We start from the raw sequence: 21,240 nt of genomic DNA on the forward strand, positions 1-21,240 counted from the left end.
CGACATGCCCGCTAGCGGGCATGCAACAACTATTCTTTGATCAACGCACCTAGAGCTTCTCAGCAGTTACCCGCATATTTACCTTGCCCGCAGCGCTAGGCAAGACCAGAGACAAATACTGTCGCGCCTCGAAGTCAGAAAGCTCGATCCATGCGCCGGTTTGCTTGGCGAAAGTGAGTCCGTTGATGATGGTATTAGTCAACACCTCCAGGTCGGTCCACACGGTATCAGGAACCACCTAGACCTTACCGAATCGTTCACTTAGTAAGCAAAACATCTCCATATGCAGTCATTCCAAGCGAATATTGCGGACGCTCACCTAGCCTATGAGCGACCTCCTCGTTAGCCTTTTTTGTCGCTTGAAGAACTGTCGAACCTGCCTCCCACTCCCGAAGGAATGGCTCAAGCCAGTTGTAGGTCACTTTTACATCCAGTGGCCAAGGCGAAGCGATAACTGCACGGCAGCCTTTGTCCAAAAGCAGCTTAGGCAGACCTACAGTTGTATTTCCCCACGGATGCTTGTCAATTCGGCCTCCGCTGCATACGAAGAGAATCACCACCTCCACCCCTGCAAGCGCAGCGGCGAGTGCTGTAGGTGCCTCGAAGAGGCAATCCTCATCTCGAATACTGTGGATGTACCGCCCCTCTGCGGTCAGTCCGCCATGCGCAGTAATCACCGCAAGATTTGCATCAGACATGTCAGGCGGCAACTGCCGTCCATTATCGACGGTGAATCCAAACTCATCGAAGGTCCCGCCAAGTCTTTCCAGCGCCCTGCCCAGTGTACCGTTTGCCTCAGGGCCTTCTTGAGTAGAGATCCAAGCTCTATAGGCTGTTTTGCCACTGCGTTCACTGGCCCGGGCCATTGAGAGCCAGGTGAGCGAAGGCATCATCCCTACCGCTGTTGTGGTGCCCAAGAGATATGGGAATCCCCCCTCCTCGGGAGTTACTAGCCCGAGATTCATGGTCAATTGCTGTAACAACGGCTCTGCTATAACTAGGAGCGATTCAGGGGCAGGAAGCCGCACATCTAAACGCTCCATCGTGATAAAGAACTCATCATCTCCGTCCTCGGCATCAATATAGCCATATTGACGAGGATAATCCTCCAGCCACCTCAGCATCCGCAAACGGAAGGAACGGTCATGGCGAGGTTGCTCAATGGACTGAGCGTGTCCGTTAGAAACGTGTGTTACGACCAGCTCGTCGGCACTGTCCAGCCCCATGAAAACCACATCTATTCCCGCGTTGTTAAGCGATTTTGAGTAGTAGACCGGCCAACCGACTTGAATGGCAGGCGGGGGCTTTGGCAATGCAACAGCGTGATCGGCGAGAATCTCGACGGCTAGCGCTTTATCCTCAGCAGAGGCAGGTTGTCCTACCTGGTCATTCAATAGACGACGAGCCGCCACTCCAACAAATTCAAAATCACCGGCGACATCCGCTGCGTAGAGCGCTCGCTGTACTTGATTGAACATCGCGGTAACGTTCGCTGCAGATGGCGCGTCAGTTGAGACAGTGTCCACCAATTGAGACGCCTGTCGTCCTAACAACGCGAGCCCGGTCTTAAGCAGGTCAAGAGTGCTTTCGTCCACATGTACAGCTGCTGCTTTGGCTTTCTGAACTGCCTGTCCCAACATGATTATTAAGGGAAGTAGCAAGCTTCGGTCAGTCATGGCGCGCCCACAACCGTCAGACAATCCACTAACAATCGCTGCGATTTCGTCATGCTGGTTGCTACTGACCTCCATTAGTCGGAGGCTCATTTCAGCTGCGACGATTCGCGGATCGTTCTCCGCATCAAGGCCCAGATCGCTAGCTAGCTTTTTCAGTGTTGGCAGAAAATCATGTGCTATTTGGAATAGCCCAAGGTCACGTAGAACTCGGATTGCAGCATAAATCTCTTGCCATAGATCGGCCTTGCTCACCGGAGCATCGGTTGCCAAGGCACATGCGAGTCCGACTAATGCCTCCGTCATATTGCGGCAGCGGTGATAGGTATCTGCGAAACCCAGCCAAGCCAGCCTCTGGCGAAGCGGATTCCCCTGCCCTATCACTAGAATTTGCTCGGCTAGATTTCGAGCTCGTTGAAACTGCCCCGCTACAGCACAATTTCCTGCTACGAGTCGCATGGCACGCAGATCTTCATCTCGCGCACTCATTGCATGCGGACTTATCGCACAAACCAGCATGGCTAAGAGCTCCAAGAATCTTAGATCGACGTCCTCCCCCTTCGGTGCACTCATGAGAATCATCCGGACAAGATAGCGGATCGTTATGTCGGGATGAGGCACCAATTCCGCAGGTAGGACGGTCACCCCGTACTCCGCAGCACCATGGGCTCCCAGCCACTTCAGTCCACTCTCGATAGACGCTTTAATTTCGTTCTCGTCCGGTTCGACGCTGCCACCCTGATCGCGATCTGGCGTATGCGCCTCTTCATCAAATGTGGCAAGCCTCGCACCGTCCTCGGCGATATCCAACATCGTTGTGGCAACCATGGGAATCCCGATATCTCCGCAGGAGTCCACAGAGAGCAGTCGTGAAAGTTGAGATCTTATGCTTCCGTCCTCTGGATGGAGGGCCAGGAAACGTATCGCCGCCTGCAGTGGGGCACGATAATAATCTCGGTCGTTCCGACTAACCTGTTCCTTCAGCATCAAGGAACGTACCGACCACATTACAACCTGAGTGGCTTGACGACCGTACAGATCAGAAGTTGTAATTTGCCTCGCAATGTCAGCCGCATACCGGGACTGACCGATGCTCCACGCATGCACGGAACAGCAGATTGCAGCGAGTTCCAACCAGTCCGCACCCCATTCCCTAGCCTGCTCTATGATCCGCTCGTAGTCTGGATTCTGAGACATAACGGCGCTCAGTATTCCCAGGTGTTTTTCAGTGAAGCCAGCTGTAGTAAAGGCCAGCCCCTCTTCCTCTGTTTTCGAGGAGCAGTTCCACAGCAATCGGCGATCACGATTCTCTCGTAAGCGATCCGAACCTGGATACATCTGGGCGAGACGTGCGTCGTAACGCTCGATCAGATTGCTATCCTCAATAACCGTCGCTAACTCAAGTCCTTGCTCGATCCAAATGACGCTAGATACGAGCTCAGCATCGTCGGGCAAGAATTTCAGTGCGAGCGAGTCGTCCCCGCTCTTGTGAGCTAACCACGCCAACTGGACCAGGCTCGATGGATCCAAGGCCGAAGTATGTGGCAGTAGCTGTGTGATTGCGGCGATTGCATCGTCATGCATTGCCGCCCGAGAAAACAGCTGAGCACGCACGTGGTACCGATTTATCTCAGACAACTGAAGGCTATCGATCTCAGTGATAGCTACCGAAATATCCCCGCCCAGCGCGAGGGCAAGCCACCTATGTGCACGACGACCAACCTCTTCCTTTTCATCGTGATCGATTGCTAAGCAAGCGACGTAGCAACCATCAATTGCAACTAGCTGCTCAGTATTGTGCGGCCGAGTCGCAGTGGGCTCTTCAACATGAATTAAGGAATATCCGTCCATGCCCTTCACAGCAGCCACGCACCGCCGACATAGAGAAGCCACATGAGGAACCCAAAGATCCTCTGATGTCAGAACAGCTGAGACCCCAAACGCGCCTGGAGACTCTATGTCCAGGTCTCGATAAATACTGGCTGAGGCAACCGCCACTAGCCGGCGCGCCCCCTGCCTCAGGACGAACGCTTCAAGATCGGCCGTATCAAGAGTGGGGCAATTCAGGATGCGTACTCGCCGCCTCAAGTACTTGAGTTCCTGCGCACTTGGTTCAGAACCACGCAAAAATTTAGTACCAGCAACCAGAGCGTCAAAAACAGCTACGTCATTCAAGCTGGTCGCCGAGGCAGGCGGCAAAATGACGGTGACACCAGAAAACGGTCTTTTGCCGTTTGCATCGGTCAGCCCCATCAAGAGAGCGATGACTGTTCGCCCAATCACCTCTGAAAACGAGCCTCCTTGTATGAGGTCTGCGGTCCCGAGGTTAAAGCCTTTGGCGAATAGCTCTCTAGGGTCATATCCCTGGACGTTTGTTGCCTGTGACATGTTCGACTCATCCATAACCCGCTTCCTTGATACGACGATGCAGAGCATTAATACTGATCCCAGTTAATGCAATCACCCACATGACTTCGAGGTACTTAATGGCTGCTTTTGGCCGATTGTGTTGAAAAAGTCGGTTTTTCCAGGCAGCCCGCGTACTGACTGGTGAAAACGCCTTTCTTACGCGTAGCTACGTGAAATCTGAGCCCGTAACCTTCTGCTCAAAATAAAGATTTCAATCTGAGGCGCGTACTTTTCTGCTGTGGAAGCGGTGGTGGGCTTTTTCAACACAATCGGCCGATTGCGGACATTCAGTGTAGCCAAGGATAGGGCGGCCTCTCTATTTCATATTCAGAAAGTGCAGCAGCGACACAACATCGTTCCCCCAAGTGCGGTAGCCCACTCCCATCCGCCTTTGGCCGGACATCAAAAACCTGCACAATTGCCGACTTTTTCGCGATAGGAAGTTCCCATGCAACGGATTGTGATTCTGGGCAATACCAGTAGCGGCAAATCTCCCCGCGTCCGCCTCCTCGGCAAGCGCCTGAGCTGCGCCTGTCCATAGGACCGGACATTCCCTCTGTGCATTTGCGCGGCAGTCGGCAGGTTGCAGCATTTCTCAATAGCATGCCCCCAACGTCTCAAGTCTGCTTTGAGTAAGGTGAATGCCATCCCGGCAGTCGAACCGCGCATTGAGCGTTAGCCCAGTGCCTGGGGCTCAAGAGTGGGAAGAACAACTTCAAATGCGAGTTACCGATAGGTCTGCGAAGATGAAGAAACTAACCCGGCTCCCAACGTTAGCCCTCATTGGACTCGTGTTCTGCGCGGCGCTATGGGCCGTTTCACAGTGGTGGGAAAAGGCTCTGGCGAAGCCCGTCGGCGCCGCTAGGATCAGCCCCAACGGCTGCTACCGAGTTCAGGAGTTCCAACCTTTTTGGTTACTGCCCGGCCTCTTTCACCCCCAGTCGCCCCCGGATGAACCAGAGCAGCTACAGTGGTTTGCTCGCTGGGAGATTCCAGCCTTTTTTCGCTTGTACGATAATCGCAACGGCCAGCTGATTGGCGAAAGCGCGATCTACGATCTGGTGAATTATGGGGGTCCTCTGTCTTGGGGCTTCGGTAACCACCCTACAGTTTCCGTCGAAATGATCACGATTGGCACCGACCTGCCTGCCTGTGCAGGTAATCAGCCGGACTAGCGGGGCGGAATGAATCGCCTCCGCGTTTGTATAAATACATTGGAACGTTTGCTTCTGGCCGATAACTGCCGGTGTCGGCCGGTTGCATCCACATCCGAAAAACAGGCATTCATTCTTGAAGACCAAAAAATCGATAGGACTGAATATGAGCGAGCTACCGAGGTCCGGCGCGGGCCATGATGATGCAACACGGAAGAAAATCCATGCTGCCGTTGCGACGAGAAACTTGGCAAGTGCATCGAACAATACCAAGTGGGATGAGCTGATCAACCATTTTCGTCAGCGTCAGGGTTGGCGTCCGTCTTACCGCTCCAAGTCCGTCACTGGATATGTCTCAGAGTGGGATGTCGAGTGGTTTTACCATCTGCCGTTTCCATTTGCGTCTGTCGAATGGTTCGACATTGGCTTGTCAGAAACCGCCCCCTCAAAAGGAAGGTTGCTTACACGTACAACCATTGACCATACAGAAGAAATATCAAAGGTAGTCGCACAAATTGGATTCGAGTTTGAGGTGCGCGCTGACGTTCTGAGAATTTGGGGATACTTCCCAAAATCGTATGAAGATTTTCCGCCGGTACAATAGCCTGAGATCGGTCAGCCGCCGCCGCGCATGAACAACTGCTTCTGAAATGAATAATGGCAGGGCCAATTGCTGGTTATATGACCGACTGGCAGCTTTCGACAAAAAGGACAAAAAGGGGACGGATCTATTTAAGCAAATAAATCCGTCCCTTTTCTCGTTCTGAGCATCGCCGGGACCGTCATTACTGACATCCAGGAATGATTAATCCCGAGGCGCACGACCCGACTACCAGCACCTTTGGGCTCAAGCCTCCGATCGAGTTTCACCTCAAACCCTCTCACCGTCACTGACATGAATACCAAGATCGCAACGCCCAGCCGCAAGATGCGATTTAAGCGTCAACGCCGGGATTTCGTAATCGCCGTGATTCTGGCGACGAAATGGCAAGGGTTGATCACTGAAGAGCGTATTCAAGCGAGCGGCATAAGCCGTGCAAATGGATTGGAACCGGGCGGCGTCCATCTTGCTGGTCTTGTAGATTGGGAAGGCCGGCATGACCGTGAAGCCAGGATAGAAAAGCACCCCATGCTGGATAGGAAATAGCAGGTCATCCAACGCGCCGTTCACCCCTCGGCCACTGTAGTGGGATTCCCAACCGCCCATTGTGACCACCAACATGGCGCGCTTGCCGGTCATGCTGCCTTCGCCGTAGCGATCGCCCCAGTGGTTTTCGCTATGTTCGCCGACACCATAGGCAAACCCGTAAGCGTAGACGCGTTCGATCCAGCCCTTGAGAATCGCGGGCATCGAGAACCACCACAGCGGAAATTGAAAGATGACGGCATCGGCCCAGAGCAATTTGGCCTGCTCTGCCTGGATGTCCGCCGGTTGGCTGTCAGCGGCAAATACACGCTGGGATTCAAGCGCCGGGTTGAAAGGCGTTTCTGCGTCATAACCTGGGGCGTCGTCTGGATCGAGGGATGCTTTCCACCGCATGCCGTAGAGATCTGAAACTTTGACCTCGTGGCCTGCTGTTTCCAGGTGAGTGATCGCAAAGTCCTTGAGCGCGCCATTGAGCGAACGAGGTTCGGGGTGGGCGTAGATCAGCAGTATTTTCATGAGGGTCTCCGTGTTGAATGTGTCCCTCACCGTAAGCTTGCATCCGCTATGATAGAAATGAATTCCCGAAACACATGGTATTGGCATGCACAATAGCTTGCGCCGTCTGGATCTTAATTTGCTGGTCACATTGGATGCCTTGCTGGCCGAGCAGAATGTGACGCGGGCAGCGCGCTTGCTCAATCTCGCGCAACCGACCGTCAGCCTGCAACTGGGCAGGCTGAGGGATCTTCTTGATGATCCGCTTTTGCTGCCTGGCCCCCGAGGGATGTCGCCCACCGAGCGTGCTCGCGAATTGCAGGGGCCCCTGCGTGACGCGTTGGCCGCGCTGGAAAGCGCACTGAGTCCTGTTGCCGCTTTTGAACCCGGACGGTCCCATCAAACGTGGAAGATCGCTGCCAGTGATTATGCGACGACTGCCTTGATCTGGCCGTCGCTCTCGCGGCTCAGGCGCCTGGCCCCATACACGCGGTTGGCGCTTATGAATAAACCGACTGTCGACTTTGCCAAGGATCTGGAAAACGGCCTTATCGATCTGGCGCTGCACACCCGCGATGAAGCGCCGCCCAAGTTGCGTCAGCGCTCCTTGATTCACGAACGCTATGTGCTGGCGGCGCGGCGCAGCCATCCCGCGCTGGCAACCAAACTGTCGCTCAAAGCGTTCTGCGCGCTTGAACATGCGGTCATGTCACCAGATGGCGCCGGCTTCGTTGGCAGTACCGACCACGCGCTGGCAGCTGAAGGTCTGGAACGGCGAGTGGTATTGTCCGTGTCCAATTTCAACTCGCTGGTCTCAGCATTGGTGCACAGCGATTTGGTTGCGGTGGTGCCGGAAAGGCTGGTGAAACATGAGCCAGCGCTTCACGTCCAGGCACCTCCGCTGACCATTCCCGGGTTTGAAATGCTGATGTTATGGCCCGAGCGACTGCATCGCGATCCTGCCCATATGTGGCTACGCGACCTTATTGCTTCGACGTTGGAAACAACCGGCACGCAGAAATAAATGGACCGGACCATGAAACGATGACGACGCCCCTGCCCCGTGTCCCGTTAATAATGTCCAATTCACTCCAAGGAAGAAGCTAATGTCCTCCGATCCCCTATGCCTGGTTTTCGTACCCGCCCTTGCAGCTGTACTCACAGCAGCCGAGTCCAAAAAAGGCGCCCCACTCACCGAACTCGAAGTCTGCAACATCCGAGACCAAGCCACCTGCATTGCAGTCACCTTTGCCACCGCACTGGCGATGGAACAAGAGCGGGGCTATGCGGATATCGTTGCCGAGGATTGCTGGAATGAGTGGCAACGGTTACGCCTCTCGATTCAACAAAGCCCACGTTGAGGGGCTGACACCTCAGCCATTGAACACCCCGCCTGGAGCCTTTTATGCCACCCACCTCACGTGACGACGCCCGTATTGAGCGTCGTCTCATCGCCACCCTGACCGAAGCCTGTGAAACCGCCAAAACTGAAATCCCGGGCTTCGCCTGGCTGACCCACACCGTCGACTATCGCGCCTTTCCTCAAAGCCTGCGCGTGATCTGGATTTTCGACAGCCGCGCCAGCCAGGAACACGCCCTCTCAACGGGGGCAGACAAACGCATGCGTGAGCTGACCGCCGCCGCCCTGAACGACGCCGACGTACACGTCCCCCATATGGCCCGCTGCGTCAGTTTCGACTCCGAAGAAGAATGCCGCCTCCGGCATGGCGGCGACTGGCGCCTGCGCCTGGCCAAAGTACACACGACCAACGCGCCTGCGGGCCATCGATGACTCACTGCTGTGGACTCATTCTCGACGGCATCCGAGAGGACATCCGGACAATCTTGCAAGCTGGAAGTCAGCTACGCCCGGAGTAACGGGTTGCTTTCGGCCAAAAGCGGACGATGTCTCCCCCCTTTTTTCTGATCACATGAGGCAGGCTTACAGCCAACACGACCGATGATTGTTTCCATTAGAAATTTCTTTCCAGAAGACAAGCCGCTGGTCGATCAGGTAGTGCGTGATGCCTGGATAGAGCTGGCCACCGCCATGCCGGGGTGGAATGAGCTCGCTCCGCGACTCGGGGCGCTTACCGCCAATGCTGCTCTCAGCGAAGTACTTGTCGCAGAACTGGACGGCGAAATAGTCGGCGCGGCCGGCTACGTCGGTCCAAACCAGCCCAAGCCCGACTTTTTTGCGCCCGAATGGCCGATAGTACGGTTGATGTCAGTTGTGCCGAAAGCACGGGGCCATGGCGTTGGCCAGGCTCTACTCGACGAATGCATCAACCGCGCGAAGCGCGATAGCACGACGTTAATCGCGTTACATACAACCCCGATAATGGAAGCTGCGCAGCACTTATACCAGCGAGCCGGCTTCGGGGTGGTACGTAATCTGCCAGACATGTTTGGCGTGCCTTATGTGCTGATGACCCGACTGTTTTGACCTGTTGGAATAGTCACGAAGTAGGTAAAAACGGCACGCTGCAAGGTCCGCAAGAGTCGATTGCAGCCCTTCGCGACAGGCAGAAATCGGCCAGGAGCGGACGTTTAGAGCAGAGAAATAAATCTGTTCTCTTTTCCCAATGGACATCACCGCGGCGTACGCAGGGCTATCGCGTGGTGCGCGCAGCGCTCTCTACAAAGGCACCTGAGCACTTGGCGCCGCGCAATGAGGTGAAGCATGGACTTCGCGTACGCTAATGTTATGCCTGAACCAATGCATTAAAGAACCACTTGTAGAGTTCCGGTGGGTGGTATTGGGGAAAATACGCAACTAGCACGGTTGAAGTTACAAGCACCAGCACCACCAACAGCGCGGTAAGTAGCTTTACCAACGTCGAGAGAGGTGGATTGGGCGGGCCGTATTTATTGATCGCTTTACGCCCCGGCAGCATGATGAGCGGAAGCGTTATCACAAAGCCGATAACAGGGAACACGAAGAGAATTCCCCATATCGGACTCCAGCCTAGATCACGTGCCCTGCGTACCAGTAGAGACACATCGAGCAGGATGGCAGGAACGACAACGGTGACACCGACTATCAGCAAAACCACCAGTTGATGGCGCAACCCCACCATAAAGAACCACAGCAAAATGCCCGGAAGAACCAGCACCAAGGGCACACGAATCAGCCAGAAGCGCGTCAGAGAAATACGCCCGGAAAAATCCAAAATCTTGGGGTTTGAAAACGTGACAACCTCGTCGTCAATCAGTTGAGCGTCGCCCAGTTGGTATGGGTTTTCGATTTCGCTGCTGATACTGCCGAAAACGGGTTCTATCCTGGCCATTTAGTGCTATTCCCTTGTGTTTGATGGTGCTATTCACGTCACAACGTTTTCGCCTCATATCTAATCGAAGGCCGGCATCAAACTCAAGGGAAAAGACGCTATCGTGTAAGGGGGGCTGTGTGCACCACAGCATGTGTGGGTCTGTCGCATGGTGCGCACAGTACACCTGATGAAGTGTTTTGCCGCTAGTAAGAAGGCGGGTCATGTCCCAACTCTGAACGACGGCTTCTGGCCCAAAGCCACCAGTCACGAACGGCACCGTGATGGCTTTCTAGCAACCAAGTCGAGATATCCATATGAAACCCAATCCGACAATCGATAACGTATTACGCGTCGCGTTGGTGACAGGATCCACTTCCGGTATCGGCGCAGCCATTGCACGTGTACTAAGCCGGGCAGGCTATGCCGTGGTGCTCCATTCGCGAAATTCCGCAGATACAGGACGCGCTATGGCTGCCGACATGAAGCAGGCTATTTACGTGCAAGCTGATCTTGCTTTAGAAGCTGACAGGGTCAGGCTTATTAACGAGGCGATCGCCGCGTGGGGGCAGCTCGACGTATTGGTCAATAATGCCGGTATTAGCAGAGTCATTCCGCACAGCGACCTTGCCTCGGCCAACTCGACGGTGTGGCACGAACTTAACGAGGTTAATGTCGTGGCGCCGTTCCACCTGGTCGCATTGGCCGAGTCGGCATTGCGCGATGCCGCCCGTTACCGTCGAGCAGGTTGCGTCGTAAACATCAGTTCCCATGCCGGTATCCGTCCTAAGGGCGCATCGATTCCCTATGCGGTAAGTAAAGCTGCGCTTAATCACATGACCCGCTTGCTCGCGGTATCGCTGGGGCCAGAAATTCGCGTAAACGCTGTGGCGCCTGGCTTGGTCGACACGCCTCTGACCGCAGAGTGGACAGGTGCCCAAGAGTTGTGGCGAACTCGCGCACCTATGCGCAGGGCCGCTAGCCCAGACGACATCGCAAAAGCTGTTGTCATGCTGGTCGAGTCGGACTACTTGACCGGCGAGATACTCCTCTCAGACGGCGGGTTGAATCTGACCTAGGCTAGCGTGCTGCGGTGTAGCAGGTGAGAAGACGGGTCACTCTGTAATCAAGTTAGCCAATGCATCGTGATCGCTGGGAGGGAACTTGGCACCGAAAGCTATTCTGTTCGATCTGGACAACACACTCACCCATCGCGCGCTCAGCATTGACCGCTACGCTGAGCGGTTTCTGCATGAGTTCAAGATTGAAATCGCTGAGGCAGACGCCCGTCAGATCTCTCATCTGATCGCGCGCATCGACAACGGTGGATATTTGCGACCGGAATCGGAATATTCTTCCATCCGTGAGGCGGTTGGGTACACGTTAGCCCAGGGGCTGAAGTGGACTGGGCCAGTCGATCCCAAGCGATTAATTGCACACTGGATGGATCACTTCCCGAGCGCTGCGGTTGAAATGCCAGGCGCTAGCGCGATGGTTCAAGCGCTGCATCGCAAGGGTATCGCCATGGGCGTCATTTCCAACGGCGCCGAGCATTCGCGACGGCAGACTTTGGCGGCACTACCTTTCGGCGAAACCATTGAAACGATGATTTGCTCTGAGGCGTGCGGCATTGCGAAACCGAAGTCTGAGATATTCCATCTGGGAGCCCAGGCGCTGGGCGCTCGTCCTGAGCATTGCTGGTTCGTCGGTGATCACCCACAGAATGATTACCTGGGTGCTACAGCCGCCGGAATGCTTGCTGTCTGGTTGAGTGGATTCCATCCGTGGCCAGCGAGCATAACGCCAGCGGAGCGGTCCATTAAAACATTGGAAGGACTCCTGGACATGCTTGCAACCTAGCAACGGTCCATCCCTCACATCCGATGATGCTCCAGCAAAAAATCCACAAACAACCGCACCCGCGCCGGCATTGCCGAGCCCCCTACGAACACCGCATGAATCGGTTCCCGATCACCGGGGTTCCACTCTTCCAGCAGCCGTACCAGATCGCCGCGCTTTAGGTCCTCGCTCACGGTGAACTCGCCGATACGCGCAATGCCGGCACCGACTCGCGCGAGTTGTGCCAGCGCTTCACCGCTGCTGCATTCGATGTTGCCACTGACCTTCAGGGAGAACTCTCGTCCGTCGCGGATGAACGGCCAGTTGGGTTCGGCACGCCGGAAGTTGAAGCGTAGGCAGTTGTGCCGCAGCAGGTCTTCCGGTTCCTGGGGAGTGCCGTGGCGTTGCAGATAGTCGGGCGATGCCACCACTACCTGGCCGGTGTCGCCGATCCTGCGCGCGGTCAGCGGGCTGTCGGGCAGATGACCAAAGCGCACCGCCACGTCGGCCTGGCCGCCGAGGATGTCGACCACTTCGTCGCCGAGAGTGAGGTCGACGACGATGTTCGGGTAACGGGCGCTGAATGCGGCTACCAAGGGAACGATGGCCAGCCGCCCATGGCCAAGGGCCGCGCTGACCCGCAAGCGGCCCCTGGGTACGCCCTGGTCGGCGATGGCTTCTTCGACCTCGGCCATGTCGGCCAGGATACGCCGGGCGCCGCGCAGGAACGCCTCGCCCTCGGCGGTGAAGGTGATCGCTCGGGTGGTGCGCAGCAACAGGCGGGTGCCAAGGCGTTGTTCGGTACGCGCGATGATCCGACTGACCGCCGAGGGTGTCAGCCCCAATGCACGCGCGGCGGCTGAAAGGCTGCCTTCCTGCGCCACGGTGGCGAACACGCTCATTTCACCTGACCTGCCGTTGAAGTCCATTTGTGCCTCTTACGCAAAGGTGATTGCCAAAAATGCTATCTACCGCCTGAAAAAGTTGGATCGTAGCATTGGCGGCATAGATAAGGAGCCTTCCATGCGTATCAATCCACCACTTGTCGCACTCGCCATTGGTGCCTTTGGCATCGGCGTTACCGAGTTCGCCCCCATGGGCATGTTGCCGGGCATCGCTGCGGATCTCGGCGTTTCCATTCCCGCTGCGGGCCTGTTGGTCAGCGCTTACGCCCTGGGCGTGCTGCTTGGCGCGCCGCTGATGACCCTGACCACCGGCAGGATTCCCCGGCGCTATCTGCTGATCGGGCTCATGGCGATTTTCACCCTGGGTAACCTGATGTCAGCCTTGGCGACCGATTACTACAGCCTCATGGTCGCCAGGGTGGTGACCTCACTGAACCACGGTGCGTTCTTTGGCGTTGGCTCGATCGTCGCCGCCAGCGTGGTCGCCCCAGAGAAGCGTGCCGGGGCGGTCGCGGCCATGTTCATGGGTCTGACCCTGGCGACCATCGGCGGTGTGCCACTGGCCGCCTGGTTTGGCGAACTGTTCGGCTGGCGCACCGCTTTCTGGGGTATTACCGGCCTCGGCGTGGCGACCATGGCCGCGTTGTGGTTCGCCCTGCCCAACCTGCCGGCACCGCAAAGCGCCGGTGTACTGGCCGAAATTCGGGTACTGGGCCGTGGTCCGGTGCTGGGGGCGTTGGCCCTGACCGTCGTCGGCTCGGGTGCCATGTTTACCGTCTTCACCTATATCGCGCCGATCCTCAGCAGCGAGACCCACGCGTCCACCGCCTACATCACGGCCATGCTGGTGCTGTTCGGTGTGGGGTTGACGCTGGGCAACATGTGGGGCGGCAAGGCCGCCGACCGCTCGATCGATCGCACCCTGATCGTTTCACTGAGCGTGCTGATTCTTGTCTTGCTGGCGTTCACCGTACTGATGCGTTGGCCGCTGCCGGCCGCCGTGGCCATCCTGATATGGGGTATCGCCAGCTTCGCCCTGGTGCCGCCGCTGCAGATGCGCGTCATGGAAGCAGCCAAGGACGCGCCCAACCTGGCCTCGGCGGTGAACATCGGCGCCTTCAACCTCGGTAACGCGATTGGTGCGGCGCTCGGGGGTGCGGTGATCAATGCCGGGCTGGGTTATCCGGCGATTTCCCTGGCCGGGGCGGCAATGGCGGGGTTGGGTTTGCTGATGGTGGTGGCTTTTGCCTGGCGCTCCAGAGCGATTGCAGCTGCGGTGGTGTGAGGATGATGTGAGGGGGCTGTTAGTCGCCATTGAGGCGCTCAAGCAGCCCCTTTGAAATGACAATCAAGCCCTGCGCTTGGCGCAATACTCCAGCATGAGCTGAGTGACCGCTGCCACAATCGTCTGATCCGCATCGGGCGAGGTGAACAGCCGACATTGGGCATCCGGCAAATCCGGCAACCCATGTTCGACCCCAATGACCGCCAATCCTTGCCCCAACTGACTCAGTGGCATGGGCGCTACCGCGAAGCCTGCCAAGGCCGACGCCCGTAACCCGGCCGTGCTGCTGCACAACATCACTGTGCGTTGGGCGATCCCCGCCTGCGCCAGCCTTGTCAGCGCGGCCTCGCGATAAGGGCACGGCTCGGGGAACAGGGCCAGCGGCAACGGCGTGGGTAACCGCGCGACGGGTTGCGCCGACCAGGCCCACACCAGCGGCTCTTGCCATAGCAACAGCCCTGCTTCGCTGGTTTCGCACAGCGAACCGATGACCACCTCCAGATGCCCTTGCTTCATCAGCGCCAGTAACGTCCCCGGAATGTTTACCTGCACCTCGATCTCCATCCCGGGGTACTGCGCCGCAAAATCCTGAACAGTGCGCAGTAATCGAGCCTCGACAAAATCTTCGGACACCCCGATCCGCAGCCGTCCATGAAACGGCGTGCGTGTCAGGTCTGTCCAGGCATCACGGTTGAGCGCGAGGATCGTGCGCGCGTAAGAGACCAGACGCTCGCCATCGGCCGTCAGTTGCTGGGAACGGGTGGTGCGCGTCAACAGGGGTTTACCAATCTGTTCTTCCAATCGCCGCACGTGGCCACTGACCGCAGATTGAGTCAGGTGCAGCTTCTGGGCGGCGCGGCTGAAGCCGTCTTCATCGACGACCGTGACCAATGTCTTGAGCAGCAGAGCATCGAACATAGTTTTATACGTGATCAATTGAGCTGTAATTTACGATTTATATTTCAATTACAACTATGTTGCAATGCTCCCACCTGCCCTGCCCTCATTCAAGGTGCGTCATGACGACTCTTCTCCATATTCAGTGCTCTCCACGCAAGCAGCGTTCGGCCTCCCTTGAAGTCGCGCGCAGCTTCATTGCGCGTTATCAAGCCAACACCCCGGACACCGAGATCATCACCCTCGACCTCTGGGACATGGCCCTGCCGGAATTCGATGATCTGGCCATGGAGGCCAAATACGCCGGGCTCAATGGCACGCCGTTGACCACCGCACAACAAGAGGCCTGGAACACCTTAGAAACGTTGGCAAGTCAGCTGCACCGTGCGGATGTTCTGGTGATGTCCGTACCGCTGTGGAATTTCAGCATCCCGTACAAACTCAAGCACTTCATCGACCTGGTATCGCAGAAAGACATCCTGTTCAGCGTTGACCCGCAACGCGGTCTGGAAGGCATGTTGCACAATAAACTCGCCGTGGTGATGTACGCCCGCGGCCTGGATTTTTCGGCGCAGTCGAGCACACCGGCGGAGCGCTTCGACTTCCAGAAGCCCTACGTGGAAGCCTGGCTGAAATTTATCGGCGTCACGGATGTGCATTCGGTGATTGTGGAGAAAACCATCCTGGGGGAAGACGTCGATCGGCACGCGCGTGAGGCCGCGACTCAGCAGGCCAGGGACCTGGCAGACAGCTTTATCAGCACCTGATGATCGATGAGAAGAAGGCTGAAGATCCGGCGTGCGGGCGTTTGAAGGATTGGCTGGTTGCTCAGTTCAAGTGAAGTCAATGAACTTACCCTTGCCTGACAATATCCACCGAGATCTCCACCGCCGCAATCGTGCCTCTGTTCTCAAGCCAGTGCGTGGTGTTCCTGTCCTCGGGCCAGCCCACTCCCGGCCCGTAATCCGTGGCGACGCCATTTCGATGGTCGGTGATCGTGCCTTGCAGGATGTAGACGGTGCCTGGTCTGTCGACATGGTTGTGGATCGGCCCGAAGACGCCTCCAGGCTCTATGGTCACCCTGCGCATCCTGAGTTGGCGCCCTGCCATACCCTCGATCTCAGGCCCCAGGTCAATCGTCGACAGTAACGTCACCGTCACCCCTTTCGTCTCAGGCGCCACCTGTTCGTTGCTCATCGCGCGCTCCCAACTTTACCTTCAGGGCCTAACTGGAAGTAAAGACCCTGAAAGGTGTGATCAGTTGGAAGGCGACAAAGGGTATCCTTGCTTTGAAGTCCGCGTCGCTACGAGAACTCGCCAAAAGAAGACAATGGACAGCACCCTCGACTGGGAGATAGCGTCAGCCACTTCAATTCGGGAGCTGCGCCATGGATGCCATTGCCAATTATTCAAACGAACGCCATCGGCTTTCCGTCATGCAACTATGGGAAACCGTATTCGGTTACGAAACCGCCCATAACACCCCCAGCCTGGCTATCGACAAGAAGCTGGCCGTATCCGATGGCCTCTTTTTTGTTGCTCTGGCTGGAGAGGAAGTTGTCGGCACCGTTCTAGCCGGGTACGACGGCCATCGGGGATGGCTGTACTCGGTGGCGGTGCATCCTGCGCATCGTAGAAAAGGCTTAGGGGCAAACCTGGTCCGTCATGCCGAGGGCGCGTTGACTGCCCGAGGGTGCATGAAGATCAACCTGCAGATTGTCAGCGCAAATGAGAACGTCAAAACGTTCTATGAGTCGCTGGGCTACTCGGTCGAGCCACGCCTCAGCATGGGGAAGAAAATCGAATCGAATATCGTGATGCCTGGCGGACAGTCCTGAAGGAATATCCGCCAGGAGTTCAGAGTGCATTCCCGCGATACCCCACTTCGCGTCGACCACTACTTTTGACCTGTGTATCAGGTCCCCAATCTGATACCTCCAACTACTGCGCAACCGAAAAATCGAACGTGTGCTCTTGCAGGCTCGTTTTGATCAACTCGGCCAGTTGCTGGATGGCAGGCGTCGAGTCTTCTCCACTGCGGTGAAGCACATAGCCAAGGCTTGGTACGGCCGGCAAGCCGGAAACGACGGCGAGATGACTCGGCAGCCCGATGCGAGTTCGCAGCGTCAAGCCCAAGCCGGCGGCGACGGCCGCCCAGATACTCGCGACGCTGGGGCTGGTCAGGGCGATTCGCCAGGGAATTTGCGCGGCATCCAATGCCTGTGTGGCAGCGCTACGCAATACGCAAGGCGCGTCGAACATGATCAATGGCAGCGGTGAATCAGCAAGGCGGGTCAGTGACGGCATGTCACGGGCCCCGATCCAGTGCATCTGTGTTTCGCCCAGCCGCGTGGCATAGGGCGACGTATGCCCTGTGTCCCATGTCAGGGCCAAGTCCAGACCAGCACTTTCGACCAACGCAAGCAGTTCGGCGTTGCGCGCGATCCTGACCTCGAGAATCACCATCGGGTACGTCTGGACGAAGCGTCGAAGGATCTCGCTCAGTAAATGTTCCCCAAAGTCTTCTTGAAGCCCGAGGCGAATTGTCCCCGCGGCTTGGCTTTCATGCAGGGCCTGGAAAATGCCGTCGTTCAGTTCCAGTAACCGACGGGCATGACTGAGCAGTGATTCACCTACGGGCGTCAAGACTAACCCTCGACCGGATTTGGCCAGCACCGGAGTACCGATCTGCTCCTCAAGCTTCTTCAATTGAGCGCTCACGGCAGAAGTCGATCGGCCGAGACGATCCGCCGCTTTGGCAAAGCTGTTGAACTCCACGCCGGTGACGAACGTACGCAATACATCAAGATCGAAGGTCGGACGGCGCATTGAATAGTCCACTAATTTGGGATGATCAACCCTATTAAATCTGATATTCGGAACTATCGCGACTTGATAGTTTTCCCCCCTGTCGCTTTAGCCATGGGAGTAACTGTTATGCCGTTTTCACGTATTTCACTGCACCGGGGGAAGTCGGCCGAGTATCTACAAGCATTGTCCCAAGGGCTGCACGATGCCTTGGTTGATAGCTTCGAGGTGCCGAAGACCGATCGCTTCCAGGTCATCCACCAACATGAAGTGGGCGAGTTGATATTTGATCCCGACTACCTGGGCGGACCGCGTAGCCATGACTTTGTGCTGATCACGATTACCGCCGGCCGCCCTCGAAGCGTCGAGACGAAACAGCGTTTCTACCGCGATCTGGTCGAGAAATTGGGGCGGGCGCCAGGTCTCGACGCGGAGGATGTCATGGTGGTGATCACCACTACGGCCAGCGATGAATGGTCGTTTGGTGGTGGCCGGGGGAACTAGCCTTCAGGTTTGTGCTGGGTACGACGGTCATCGTGGATGGCTGTACGGTGGCGGTGCACCCTGCGCATCGCCTACTCCAACCGCAACAAACTTTATCGCCCAGATGAATCTTGTGATACTTAATGCGAATCACTCTCACAAGCATTAGTATCTAAGGACTATTCATGTCGACTTGTGCCACCCCGCCACGTCATTTCACCCCTGCCCGCAATCTTCTAGCCATGGCCATCTGCATGATCTCCATGGCCCCCGCCTACGCCGATGACAACAGCACCACCCCACCCGCCACCCTGGAACTAGACGCAACCGAGGTCTCCGGGAGCGGCCAACTGGGGAGTACCACGGAAGGCACCGAGTCCTACACCACCGGCGCGATGTCGACCGCGACCAAACTCCCGCTGACGATGCGTGAAACCCCACAAGCCGTCACCGTCATTACGCGCCAGCGCATGGATGACCAGGCGATGACCGACATCAACGACGTGGTCAAGGCGACGCCCGGTTTGTTCCTGGACTTTTCCTCCGGTCCTGGCCGGCAGACCTACAAGGCACGCGGTTTTGAAATCGACAACTTGATGTATGACGGCATCCCGAGTGGCTACGACGGCGTTAACGTCGGCTCCCAGCCTAACTTGGCGATGTTTGATCGAGTCGAGGTGGTGCGCGGTGCCACCGGCCTGGTGACGGGTGCAGGCAACCCTTCGGCCGCCATCAACCTGATCCGCAAGCGGCCATTGGCCGAGCAGAAAGTCACCCTGACCGGTGCTGCCGGCAGTTGGGACGACTACCGTGGCGAGGTCGATGCCTCCAGCCCGCTCAACGACAGTGGCACGTTGCGCGGCCGGGTCGTGACCTCTTACCAGGACGCCAACAGCTTCATCGACAATGTCAAGGAGGATCATGGCCTGTTCTATGCGGTCACCGAAGCGGACTTGAACGAAGACACCACCCTGACCCTGGGGTTTTCCCACCAGAAGGACAAGACCAATTACTTCTGGGGCTCTTCGATGATCGGCCAGGACGGCCATCATCTGGACCTGCCACGTTCCTACAATCCGGGCACGGATTGGGAGAACAAGGATCAGGAGATCAACACCGTATTCGCCGAAGTCCGTCATCACCTGGCCAACGACTGGAACCTTCAGGTCAACGCCAACTACTCCGAACAGAACGCGTTGTTCTCCGGCTCTTATCAATCGCGCTGGGACAACAACACCCTGGCCCGCACGGTTTACCAAGCCGACTTCGATGAAAACCAGACCGGCGTAGACGCCTTTGCCAGTGGGCCCTTCGAGGCGTTCGGGCGCAGCCATGAACTGGTGGTGGGCGCCAGCAAGCGCATCTACGACATGACCACCCACAACTACAGCCCGTACGACATGAACTGGCCGATCAATGGGGGTAAACCGAACTTCGTCCACACCAACAACCAGCGCGAAGTGACCACCCAGGACGGCGTCTACCTCACCACACGCCTGAGCCTGGCCGACCCGTTGAAGTTGATCCTCGGCGGACGCCTGGACTGGTACGACTACGATAACCGCGATGGCGACACCGACTACAAGGTCACCCGTAACCTCACCCGTTACGCCGGCTTGATCTATGACCTGGACGACCACCACTCGGTCTACGTCAGCTACAGCGATATCTTCACGCCGCAGCGCGAAAAGGATACCTCGGGTAGCCCGGTCAAGCCGATTGTCGGCAAGAACTACGAGGTCGGCATCAAGGGCGAATATTTTGATGGCGCGCTGAACGCGAGCGTGGCGCTGTTCCGCGTCGATCAAGAGAACCGCGCGGTGAAGATCCCCCCGGCAGACTGCCCACAGGCAGAATGCTACGAAGCCTCCGGCGAGATTCGCAGCCAGGGTATCGACTTCGAATTGCAAGGTGCCTTGACCGAAAACTGGCAAGTCGGCGGTGGCTACACCTACGCGCGAACACACACCATCAAGGATGCCGCCAACCCGCAGAACGTAAACAAGCAGTTCGACACCGACACGCCGGAGCATCTGTTCAAGCTGACCACCAGCTACCACTTCCAGGGCCCGCTGGAAAAACTGCGCGTGGGCGGCAACGTCTCCTGGCAGAGCCGCCTGTACAACGACATCCCGCTGGCTGATGGCAGCAAATACCGCCTCGAACAGGGCAGCTACGCGATCACCGACCTGATGGCCGGCTACCGGGTCAGCCAGAACCTGGACTTGCAGGTCAACGCCAACAACATCTTCGACCGCCGGTACTACTCGACCATCGCCAACTCCGTGAGCTACGGCGGTGATTCCTACGGCAGCCCACGCAACATGCTGCTGACTGCCGAGTACAGTTTCTAAGAAGAGCGGATTTGTCTGGTCTTGAACCAGGTTCATGCCTGTTTCAGGGCCAGGCCCAGCACATGAAATCTCTCTTTCTCTGTCCGGACGAAGGTCTTTCCAGCGGGTTATGAAAGAAGCGCTCTCAGTTGTGCTGGAACGGCGACCACCTCTTTGGTTTCCGGCGAGACACATACATGAGTGACATTTGCCACAAAAGATAAGGGCCCATCAACAACAAACCCTTCGACCAGAAACGTGAACGAATGGACGCCCACCTTCGCCACACTGACTTTGATAGATAACTCATCATCCCACGTCAAAGGCACCAGAAACTCCATTGACATGGCGCGTACCGGCGGCAATATTTCAAAGCCCATGAGTGTTCTGAGCCCGGGCGTGCCCAGCCACTTATCAAGTGCTACGTAGATGGCCTCTACTGAAAAATACGAAAATCTCGGCGTGTAAACCACGCCTGCCGGATCACAGTCGCCAAATAAAATCGTTCTACTGACGAAAACCGCATGAGGCATTGGTCTCTTT

21 protein-coding genes are annotated in these 21,240 nt (G+C 56.8%); 13 read left to right on the plus strand and 8 right to left on the minus strand.

The window, feature by feature from the left end:
* Positions 1-257: 257 nt before the first annotated feature.
* Positions 258-4,076 (minus strand): CHAT domain-containing protein, encoded by a 3,819-nt coding sequence (locus LOY50_RS17285; protein ID WP_258688650.1) that lies wholly within the window; start codon positions 4,074-4,076, stop codon positions 258-260.
* Between the two features lie 752 nt (positions 4,077-4,828).
* Here LOY50_RS17285 and LOY50_RS17290 point away from each other — a divergent pair.
* Together LOY50_RS17290 and LOY50_RS17295 are read left to right on the plus strand one after the other, a co-directional pair.
* Positions 4,829-5,257: a hypothetical protein gene (locus LOY50_RS17290; RefSeq protein ID WP_258688651.1), complete on the plus strand. Its 429-nt coding sequence runs from the start codon at positions 4,829-4,831 to the stop codon at positions 5,255-5,257.
* A gap of 115 nt (positions 5,258-5,372) precedes the next feature.
* A complete protein-coding gene (locus LOY50_RS17295; protein WP_258688652.1) occupies positions 5,373-5,840 on the plus strand; it encodes a DUF6678 family protein in 468 nt (155 codons plus the stop codon).
* A 267-nt stretch (positions 5,841-6,107) separates the two neighbouring features.
* On the opposite strand, the gene LOY50_RS17300 is transcribed toward LOY50_RS17295, so the two are convergent.
* On the minus strand, positions 6,108-6,899 hold the full coding sequence (locus LOY50_RS17300; RefSeq protein WP_258688653.1) for an NAD(P)H-dependent oxidoreductase: 792 nt from the start codon (positions 6,897-6,899) through the stop codon (positions 6,108-6,110).
* An 85-nt stretch (positions 6,900-6,984) separates the two neighbouring features.
* On the opposite strand from LOY50_RS17300, the gene LOY50_RS17305 reads away from it, so the two are divergent.
* From LOY50_RS17305 to LOY50_RS17320, 4 genes are all read left to right on the plus strand, one after another.
* Positions 6,985-7,902 (plus strand): LysR family transcriptional regulator, encoded by a 918-nt coding sequence (locus LOY50_RS17305; protein ID WP_258688654.1) that lies wholly within the window; start codon positions 6,985-6,987, stop codon positions 7,900-7,902.
* Between the two features lie 82 nt (positions 7,903-7,984).
* On the plus strand, positions 7,985-8,239 hold the full coding sequence (locus LOY50_RS17310) for a hypothetical protein (RefSeq protein ID WP_053180412.1): 255 nt from the start codon (positions 7,985-7,987) through the stop codon (positions 8,237-8,239).
* A 44-nt stretch (positions 8,240-8,283) separates the two neighbouring features.
* Positions 8,284-8,670 (plus strand): hypothetical protein, encoded by a 387-nt coding sequence (locus LOY50_RS17315; protein WP_258688655.1) that lies wholly within the window; start codon positions 8,284-8,286, stop codon positions 8,668-8,670.
* 168 nt (positions 8,671-8,838) lie between these two features.
* Entirely contained in the window at positions 8,839-9,324 is a 486-nt protein-coding gene (locus LOY50_RS17320) for a GNAT family N-acetyltransferase (RefSeq protein WP_077508705.1), read from the plus strand.
* A 259-nt stretch (positions 9,325-9,583) separates the two neighbouring features.
* On the opposite strand, the gene LOY50_RS17325 is transcribed toward LOY50_RS17320, so the two are convergent.
* On the minus strand, positions 9,584-10,168 hold the full coding sequence (locus LOY50_RS17325) for a DUF805 domain-containing protein (RefSeq protein ID WP_253476000.1): 585 nt from the start codon (positions 10,166-10,168) through the stop codon (positions 9,584-9,586).
* Between the two features lie 296 nt (positions 10,169-10,464).
* Between LOY50_RS17325 and LOY50_RS17330 the strand changes: the two genes are divergently transcribed.
* Together LOY50_RS17330 and LOY50_RS17335 are read left to right on the plus strand one after the other, a co-directional pair.
* On the plus strand, positions 10,465-11,226 hold the full coding sequence (locus LOY50_RS17330; RefSeq protein ID WP_258688656.1) for an SDR family NAD(P)-dependent oxidoreductase: 762 nt from the start codon (positions 10,465-10,467) through the stop codon (positions 11,224-11,226).
* A gap of 85 nt (positions 11,227-11,311) precedes the next feature.
* On the plus strand, positions 11,312-12,007 hold the full coding sequence (locus LOY50_RS17335) for an HAD family hydrolase (RefSeq protein WP_258688657.1): 696 nt from the start codon (positions 11,312-11,314) through the stop codon (positions 12,005-12,007).
* A 14-nt stretch (positions 12,008-12,021) separates the two neighbouring features.
* Here LOY50_RS17335 and LOY50_RS17340 read toward each other — a convergent pair whose 3' ends face one another.
* The gene (locus LOY50_RS17340) at positions 12,022-12,915 is read right to left on the minus strand and encodes a LysR family transcriptional regulator (RefSeq protein WP_214511932.1); all 894 of its coding nucleotides are present in this window, start codon (positions 12,913-12,915) and stop codon (positions 12,022-12,024) included.
* A 94-nt stretch (positions 12,916-13,009) separates the two neighbouring features.
* Here LOY50_RS17340 and LOY50_RS17345 point away from each other — a divergent pair, with 94 nt between their 5' ends.
* Complete coding sequence (locus LOY50_RS17345; protein ID WP_258688659.1) at positions 13,010-14,176, plus strand: MFS transporter; 1,167 nt, start codon at positions 13,010-13,012, stop codon at positions 14,174-14,176.
* 63 nt (positions 14,177-14,239) lie between these two features.
* Here LOY50_RS17345 and LOY50_RS17350 read toward each other — a convergent pair whose 3' ends face one another.
* On the minus strand, positions 14,240-15,094 hold the full coding sequence (locus LOY50_RS17350; RefSeq protein ID WP_003203143.1) for a LysR substrate-binding domain-containing protein: 855 nt from the start codon (positions 15,092-15,094) through the stop codon (positions 14,240-14,242).
* Between the two features lie 101 nt (positions 15,095-15,195).
* Between LOY50_RS17350 and LOY50_RS17355 the strand changes: the two genes are divergently transcribed.
* Positions 15,196-15,840 carry an FMN-dependent NADH-azoreductase gene (locus tag LOY50_RS17355; protein ID WP_258688661.1) on the plus strand — a complete coding sequence of 215 codons (645 nt, stop codon included), beginning with the start codon at positions 15,196-15,198 and terminating at the stop codon, positions 15,838-15,840.
* Positions 15,841-15,925: 85 nt separating this feature from the next.
* Here LOY50_RS17355 and LOY50_RS17360 read toward each other — a convergent pair whose 3' ends face one another.
* Positions 15,926-16,270, minus strand: a complete 345-nt coding sequence (locus LOY50_RS17360; RefSeq protein WP_013693659.1) for a cupin domain-containing protein — start codon at positions 16,268-16,270, stop codon at positions 15,926-15,928.
* 191 nt (positions 16,271-16,461) lie between these two features.
* Between LOY50_RS17360 and LOY50_RS17365 the strand changes: the two genes are divergently transcribed.
* Positions 16,462-16,911, plus strand: coding sequence for a GNAT family acetyltransferase (locus tag LOY50_RS17365; protein ID WP_258688663.1), 450 nt, complete (start codon positions 16,462-16,464; stop codon positions 16,909-16,911).
* A gap of 103 nt (positions 16,912-17,014) precedes the next feature.
* Here LOY50_RS17365 and LOY50_RS17370 read toward each other — a convergent pair whose 3' ends face one another.
* Positions 17,015-17,902 carry a LysR substrate-binding domain-containing protein gene (locus LOY50_RS17370; protein WP_258688664.1) on the minus strand — a complete coding sequence of 296 codons (888 nt, stop codon included), beginning with the start codon at positions 17,900-17,902 and terminating at the stop codon, positions 17,015-17,017.
* 108 nt (positions 17,903-18,010) lie between these two features.
* Between LOY50_RS17370 and LOY50_RS17375 the strand changes: the two genes are divergently transcribed.
* A complete protein-coding gene (locus LOY50_RS17375) occupies positions 18,011-18,385 on the plus strand; it encodes a tautomerase family protein (RefSeq protein ID WP_258688666.1) in 375 nt (124 codons plus the stop codon).
* Between the two features lie 164 nt (positions 18,386-18,549).
* A complete protein-coding gene (locus LOY50_RS17380) occupies positions 18,550-20,718 on the plus strand; it encodes a TonB-dependent siderophore receptor (protein ID WP_258688670.1) in 2,169 nt (722 codons plus the stop codon).
* A 107-nt stretch (positions 20,719-20,825) separates the two neighbouring features.
* Here LOY50_RS17380 and LOY50_RS17385 read toward each other — a convergent pair whose 3' ends face one another.
* Positions 20,826-21,230, minus strand: coding sequence for a thioesterase family protein (locus LOY50_RS17385; protein ID WP_018601181.1), 405 nt, complete (start codon positions 21,228-21,230; stop codon positions 20,826-20,828).
* Positions 21,231-21,240 lie beyond the last annotated feature (10 nt).

Source organism: Pseudomonas sp. B21-010, assembly GCF_024749325.1.
Classification (GTDB): Bacteria; Pseudomonadota; Gammaproteobacteria; order Pseudomonadales; family Pseudomonadaceae; genus Aquipseudomonas; species Aquipseudomonas kilonensis.